The sequence below is a fragment of the Pseudooceanicola onchidii genome, assembly GCF_004959925.1.
GTDB lineage: Bacteria > Pseudomonadota > Alphaproteobacteria > Rhodobacterales > Rhodobacteraceae > Pseudooceanicola > Pseudooceanicola onchidii.
On sequence record NZ_SPUW01000002.1, the window covers coordinates 355,885 to 362,713 of the forward strand.

The window sequence follows — 6,829 nt, forward strand, 5'->3', positions numbered from 1 at the left end:
GTTCCTTTCGAAACGGGGCCCCGGGGGGCGGAAAATCAATCGAGGCTTACGCCATGCTTTGCCATCACCTCGGCGCGTGTGGCGCGGGGATGGTCGCCCGAAAAGGCGTAGGATCCGGGCTTCTGGTCGATGAAGATCTCTTCCTCGAGCGTGAAATCCGAAGGGGTGTCGAACAGGCCAAGCGACAGTTCCGTCGTCGTGGCCGTATCGCCGGTGAGCCGGTAGTAGAGGGTCGATCCGCAGCGCCCGCACCAGGCCCGTTCGGCCCAGTCCGAGCTTTGCAGCGTTCGGATATGTGCAACCCCTTGGAACCGCAGCCCGTCATTGGGAACAGAGACGCCCATGAAGGCCGATCCGGTCCAGCGGCGGCACATCTCGCAATGGCAGATCTGGAACGTGAGCGCGTCGGTCAGCGCGGTGAATTTCACCGCGCCGCACATGCACTGTCCTGTCTTTTCCTGAGCCATTGATCCGGGCCTTCTTGCTGGGATCACATTACTACGGGGATGCGGGGTGTTGCCTGTCGGCGGCCACCGCGCGGTGAGATTTCTTTGCTTGCGCCTGAAAGCGCAGGCTTTTTATTCGGCCGCGACCGCCTTTTCGGCGGTCAGATCGTCCAGCAGGGCCGCCACGCAGTCCCGGCCGTCGCGAATCGCCCACACGACGAGCGAGGCGCCGCGGACGATGTCCCCAATTGCATAGACACCATCGAGGCTGGTCTTGCCGGTGCCGAATTCGGCGCGGATGGTGCCCCAACGGGTCACGGCCAGTTCCGGCTGATCCCACAGCGTCGGCAGATCCTCGGGTTCGAACCCAAGCGCCTTGATGACCAGGTCGGCCTCTTCGACGTAGTCCGAGCCTTCGATCAGTTCGGGGGACTGGCGTCCCGAGGAATCCGGCGCGCCAAGGCGCATCTTCTGGATGGTCAGGCTGGACACCGCATCGCCCGAGAAATCCAGCGGGTTGGACAGCCAGACAAATTCGACGCCCTCTTCCTCGGCGTTCTGCACTTCGCGCTGCGATCCCGGCATGTTGGCGCGGTCACGGCGATAGAGGCACTTCACACTGGTCGCGCCCTGGCGGATCGCGGTGCGCACGCAGTCCATCGCGGTGTCGCCACCGCCGACCACGACGACCTTCTTGCCGTTGGCGTTCAGCTCTCCGCTTTCGAACTCGGGGACCTTGTCGCCAAAGTTCGACGCCTTGTTCGAAGCGGTGAGGTAGTCGATTGCGCGGACGATCCCCTTGGCATCACTACCGGGCTGGGTCAGTTCGCGGGTCTTGTAGACACCGGTGGCGATGATGACCTTGTCGTGCTTGGCGCGGATGTCGGCGAAAGAGATATCCTCGCCCACGGTCGTGTTCATGATAAATTCGACGCCCGACTGTTCCAGCTGGTCGATGCGCCGCATCACGACGTCCTTTTCCAGCTTGAAGCCGGGGATGCCGTAGGTCAGCAGCCCGCCGCCACGGTCGTAACGGTCATAGACGGTCACCTGCACGCCGGCGCGGCGCAGCATGTCGGCGGCGGCAAGGCCACCGGGGCCCGCGCCGATGATGCCGACCGATTCCTTGCGCTCGATCGAGGGGGTCACCGGTTTGACCCAGCCATTTTCCCAGGCCGTGTCGGTGATGTACTTTTCAACCGCGCCGATGGTGACGGTGCCGTGGCCGGATTGTTCGATGACGCAGTTGCCTTCGCACAGACGGTCCTGCGGGCAGATGCGGCCGCAGATTTCCGGGAAGGTGTTGGTCGCCTGGCTGACCTGGTAGGCCTCTTCCAGGCGATTGGTCGCGGTCAGGCGCAGCCAATCGGGGATGTTGTTGTGCAGCGGGCAGTGCGACTGGCAGTAAGGCACACCGCACTGGGAACAGCGCGAGGCCTGCTCTTCCGCCTTGGTGGCCGCGTATTCTGCATAGATTTCGTTGAAGTCCTTGTTCCGGGCCTCGGCGTCACGCTTTTCAGGCATGTCGCGGTTCACGGTCACGAATTTCAACATCGGTTGCTTGGCCACGCGGAATCCCTCGCTTCTGCTTGCTGAGGGGTTCTTAGAGGAAGCCTGGGGAAAAGAAAAGTCATAAGTGCTGACTTATTTTTCTGAATTCGACGCGGCATCCCCGAAAAACGAATGAGTCGCGGTCGATTTTTGGTCCGAACCGGACCTTACATCTCTCTTCCCATATCCCATCAAAGGCTTAAACACGGCAGCAAAGGCGAAAGGTGTCCCCATGCCCCTGTTTCAACTGATCCTGCTGGCCGTCATCCAGGGCGTCACGGAGTTTCTGCCGATTTCGTCCTCGGGGCACCTGATTCTTCTTCCCCAGCTTACTTCGCTGGCGGATCAGGGTCAGGCGCTGGATGTCTCGGTGCATGTGGGGACCCTGGGCGCGGTGATTCTGTACTTCTGGTCCGACGTGCGCGAGGCCGTGGCGGGCCTGCCGCGGCTGCTGCGCGGCAGGCTGGACACGCCGGGCGCGCGGCTGGCCTTCCTGCTGATCGTCGCGACGATCCCGGCGGTGGTCATCGGCTTCATCCTCAAGGCCACGGGCGCGATAGACCTGATGCGCTCGGCCTTCGTGATCGGCTGGACCATGCTGATCTTCGGCGTGGTGCTGTGGTGGGCCGACCAGAAGGGCGCCGAGGTGAAGGAGGCGCAGGACTGGACCCTGCGCGAAGCCTGGCTGCTGGGCCTGTGGCAGGCGGTGGCGCTGATCCCCGGCACGTCGCGGTCGGGCATCACGATCACCGGCGCGCGGTTCATGGGCTACAGGCGGACGGATGCGGCCAAGGTGTCGATGCTGATGTCGATCCCGGTGATCCTGGCCTCGGCCGCGCTGCTGGGCGTGGACGTGGTGAAGGAACATGATCTGGGCAAGCTGTCGGATCTGGCGATCGCGACGGCGCTGGCTTTCGTGTCGGCGCTTCTGGCGCTGACGCTGATGATGCGGCTGCTGCGGTCGGTCAGCTTCACGCCCTACGTGATCTACCGCGTGGTGCTGGGCGTGGGGCTGATCTGGTGGGCCTGGCCGTAGGGCCGAGTGCGTATCGACCAACTGGCTCTTGTTTCCGCGCGAAGCAGCGGCGAAGCCGCCGCGCAGCGTCTGCCCGCCCCCAGGGCAGGCGCTTCTTCACCGCAGTAAAGATCTTGGGCGGCGCGCTATCACGGTGCCATAAATCGAGAGGCCATACCGCGCCAGCGCCTCCCCTTGGGCAGACGCTGCGCGGCTCGCGCCAATTATGCCCGCAGGTTCTTTGCCGAATCCTTGATCGCGTCGTACTGGCCCGAGGGGCGGAACCGCCAGAGATAGCTGTCGAGCATTGCCTCGGCCGCGACGGGGGTGATGCCAACGTCGGCAAACCCCTTGTGGTCGCCGGACACCACGTTGTCCCTTTGCAGGTTCACGATCTGGTCGGCGGTCAGGGTGTTGTTGTGGATCAGCCCGAAGGTCACCGCCTGCACGAGGCTGAGGCCGAACGCCATGATCCGCGCGACGAACACCGGCAGGTTCAGCAGGATGCGGCGGCGGTGGACCACGGCCAGCATGTCTTGCATGAGCTCGCGGAAGGTGCGGACCTCGGGCCCGCCAAGTTCGTAGATGCCGCCCGGTGCGGTGCCCAGCACGCCCATCTCGGCCACGGCTGCCACGTCGTCGACGTAGACCGGCTGAAACCTGGTATTGCCGCCGACCATCGGCAGGATCGGGGTCATGCGCGCCATGCCGGCGAACCGGTTGAAGAATTCGTCCTCGGCCCCGAACAGGATCGAGGGGCGCAGGATCATCGCGCCGGGCATGTGATCCAGCACGGCGGCTTCGCCTTCGGCCTTGGTGCGGGCATAATCGCTGTCGCTGTCGGCATCCGCGCCGATGGCCGAGATCTGGACCATCCGGGTGATTCCGGCCGCCGCGGCAAGGCGCGCGATGCGGCCCGCGCCTTCGGTCTGCACGGCGTCGAAGCCGTTCTTGCCCTTCTCTGACAAGATGCCGACGCAGTTCACCACGGCCTGCGCGCCGGTCAGCGCCGCCCGCACCGAGGCGTCGTCGCGGATGTTGCAGAAGATCGGTTCGACCTGTCCGACGGCACCGTAGGTCCGAACGAACATGGAATCGTTGGGATGGCGGGTCGCGACGCGCACGCGCCAGCCCTGTTTCGCCATGCGGCGGGCGATATATCGCCCGAGGAAGCCCGATCCGCCGAAGATGGTGACAAGCCCGGTCATGCGCAAACCCCTGCTATCCTTCGTCTTGTGACCCTGTACCTACCCCTCTGATGGCACTCGGGCAAGGCGATATGACTTTCGGGGTAAAAAAGCCGCAAATGGCCGTTGACACCCCCTTCGGCTCAGTCTACATCGCGGCCTCACGCAGTTTCGTGCCCAGATGGCGGAATTGGTAGACGCGCTGGCTTCAGGTGCCAGTGGCCGCAAGGCCGTGGAGGTTCGAGTCCTCTTCTGGGCACCAACTGCGGAGATCTCAGGATCTTCGCAGTTCGCAAAACTCCCCCGATATTCCAAGACTTACGCCAGATGCCGCCGCGCAGCTGCAGCTTGACACATGTGCCCCGTCGTGACGACAGTCCGGCCATGAGACGCCTTGCCCTGATCGCCTGTTTCGCCGCCGCCCCCGCCCTGTCGCAAGAAGTGCAGACGCATCGGGACTGGTCCGTTCTGAAGGGGCAGGGCGGGTGCGTGGCGACCACCAGCGTCGGGCTGAAGGAACCGGGATCCGGGCTGGCGACGCTGGCGTTCTATGACCGGAACGATGCGGCGGTGCCTGCCACCGTGACGGTCCGGGTGCCGCTTGGCGCGGATCTGGCCAGCGATATTGCCTATACCCATGCCGGTCGCGACGATGCGGTCGGTCTGGCGTGGCAGTTCTGCGATGACCGGACGTGCCTGGCCAGCGGCGCCGTGTCGGCGACCGAGATCGCGCGGTTGCAGCGGGGCGAGCGGGTGTTCCTTGCCTTCCGGCCCCTGCCGGGATCGCGGGCGCTGATCCTGCCGGTATCGCTGATGGGGTTCACCCGAAGCTGGGACGCGGTTCAGGCCTGCGATTGATTGCGCAGCGCGCGGATGGCCTGCACGACCTGGTCCGGGCGCCGGTAGAACAGCAGCTGCCCGGTCGAGGGCAACATGTTCAGCACCACCCGATCCGCATGTCGTTCGGCAAAGGCGCGGACCGAGTCGGACGACACCACGGGGTCGGTTTCGCCATGCACGATCCGGATCGGCACGTCCGAGCCCACCATGTAGCGTGACCAGTCGGTGACGACGTGGCGGCTGTCGATCTCGAAGGCGCGGTGGCCGCGCGCGGTGGTGAAGCGATAGCCGTTCAGCACGATCTCCTGCACCTCGGGATCGACCACGGACGGCAGGTCGTCGGGCGAATTTTCGTACAATGACATCAGGAACTTGCGTTCGCCCCCGCTGCGCATCTGGCGGATGCCGGCGCGCAGCATGAAGGGCAGGACGCGCGGGGTGTAGCGGGCGGTATAGGCCACGACGCGCTGGCGGGCCGACATGGTGGCGAATTGCCCCGGACCCAGGATCGGGACGCCGCCGGCCACCGACACGATCCCGGCGATCTGGCCGGGTTCGGCGGCAGCGGCCGTCGCATAGGCATAAAGCGCGCCGCCCATGTGGCCCAGCAGGATCGGCCGGTCCAGCCCGGTCTGGCGGATCATCTCAAGCACGTCGGCGGCAAAGCGGTCGGGGCTGGTGGTGATGTCGCCGTGATCGGGATCGGCGGCGCCGAACCAGGGGCGCACCGGGCAGAGAAACCGCAGGCCGTGTTCATACAGCAGGTCGCGGCAGTGATCGGTGATGGCGTTACCATCCAGCATGCCGTGAAAGAAGATCACCGGCGTCCCGGTGTCGGGCCCGTGAATTTCGACCGGCATGACGCGGCCGTCGGGCAGGGTGATCCGGCGCAGGCCCGCGCCCTGCGGCATCAGCGGCGCACGGTCGGGGTTGTCTACCGCGATCCGCGCCAGCAGGTGCAGCAGCCGGACCAGTTCGGGCTGCGCGGTGGTGCGGGTCTTGGCCATGATCTTCTTGATCTGGGTGCGCACCGTGGCCAGCGAGGCGCCGCGCATCTCGGCGATCTCGGCCGCGGAATTGCCGTCGGCGATGCCTTCGCAAACGTCGATCTCGGCCTGGGTCAGTCCGAAGTTTTCGCGCAGCAGGGGCACCGTGCCGGCAGGCCAGACGGTCGACAGCTTGGAGACCATGATCAGCTCGTCGCCGGTGCCTTCCGTGATCACGCGCGCCTGGAAATGCATCGGCCGGTCGCTTTTGCCCGAGGGCATCGGGAAGACCTGCGGCCGCAGCGTCCGCCCGCCGGCGGGACTGGCCACGGCGGCGGCCATGTCGCGCAGGCCCTGCAACCGGTCCTCGGGCAGGTCCAGCCGGTCGAGCGTGTCGCCCCGGCGGAACCGGAACAGCCGTTCGGCAGCGGCATTGTACCAGACCACGATGCCGCGCCCGTCGATCAGGAAGCGCGGGGCGCTGCGGTTGTCACCGGGGGCGAGGGTTGAATGTCCGTCCGCCGTGGGCGGGGGCATGGTTTCCTCAAGCAGTCGCGAGGCGATGGCGAAGTGTGATTCAAGCTCGGCCACGCCGTCTTCGGTGCGGGATTCGATCCGTTCCGCGACGTAGGCGTCCCAACGATCCATGAAGGTGTCGTAGCTCTGCGAATCAAGGGCGATACGGTAGATCGCTTCGATCAATTGGTCTTTGCGTTCGGCCGCAGAATGGCTGGCCTGGTCTGAAATGGTCATACACCATTTGTGGTACATGACTGCGGAAGCTCAAGAAAAATCGTGAAAACC

At 65.1% G+C, this 6,829-nt stretch carries 6 protein-coding genes and 1 tRNA gene; 3 read left to right on the forward strand and 4 right to left on the reverse strand.

Translation table 11 applies throughout. The annotated features are described in order from the left end of the window. Nucleotides 1-35: 35 nt before the first annotated feature. Nucleotides 36-467 carry a GFA family protein gene (locus E4S58_RS09640; RefSeq protein WP_136636199.1) on the reverse strand — a complete coding sequence of 144 codons (432 nt, stop codon included), beginning with the start codon at nt 465-467 and terminating at the stop codon, nt 36-38. Between the two features lie 111 nt (nt 468-578). Beyond that, the gene (locus E4S58_RS09645; RefSeq protein WP_136636200.1) at nt 579-2,015 is read right to left on the reverse strand and encodes an NAD(P)-dependent oxidoreductase; all 1,437 of its coding nucleotides are present in this window, start codon (nt 2,013-2,015) and stop codon (nt 579-581) included. A gap of 214 nt (nt 2,016-2,229) precedes the next feature. On the opposite strand from E4S58_RS09645, the gene E4S58_RS09650 reads away from it, so the two are divergent. Further along, on the forward strand, nt 2,230-3,033 hold the full coding sequence (locus tag E4S58_RS09650; RefSeq protein WP_136636201.1) for an undecaprenyl-diphosphate phosphatase: 804 nt from the start codon (nt 2,230-2,232) through the stop codon (nt 3,031-3,033). Nucleotides 3,034-3,236: 203 nt separating this feature from the next. On the opposite strand, the gene E4S58_RS09655 is transcribed toward E4S58_RS09650, so the two are convergent. Further along, complete coding sequence (locus E4S58_RS09655; protein WP_136636202.1) at nt 3,237-4,220, reverse strand: complex I NDUFA9 subunit family protein; 984 nt, start codon at nt 4,218-4,220, stop codon at nt 3,237-3,239. A 154-nt stretch (nt 4,221-4,374) separates the two neighbouring features. Here E4S58_RS09655 and E4S58_RS09660 point away from each other — a divergent pair. Together E4S58_RS09660 and E4S58_RS09665 are read left to right on the forward strand one after the other, a co-directional pair. Then, nucleotides 4,375-4,461, forward strand: a tRNA-Leu gene (locus E4S58_RS09660). Nucleotides 4,462-4,583: 122 nt separating this feature from the next. Beyond that, nucleotides 4,584-5,057, forward strand: coding sequence for an invasion associated locus B family protein (locus E4S58_RS09665; RefSeq protein ID WP_169052644.1), 474 nt, complete (start codon nt 4,584-4,586; stop codon nt 5,055-5,057). On the opposite strand, the gene E4S58_RS09670 is transcribed toward E4S58_RS09665, so the two are convergent. After that, entirely contained in the window at nt 5,042-6,778 is a 1,737-nt protein-coding gene (locus E4S58_RS09670; protein WP_169052645.1) for a bifunctional helix-turn-helix transcriptional regulator/alpha/beta hydrolase, read from the reverse strand. The two genes, E4S58_RS09665 and E4S58_RS09670, sit on opposite strands and share 16 nt — an antisense overlap. Nucleotides 6,779-6,829 lie beyond the last annotated feature (51 nt).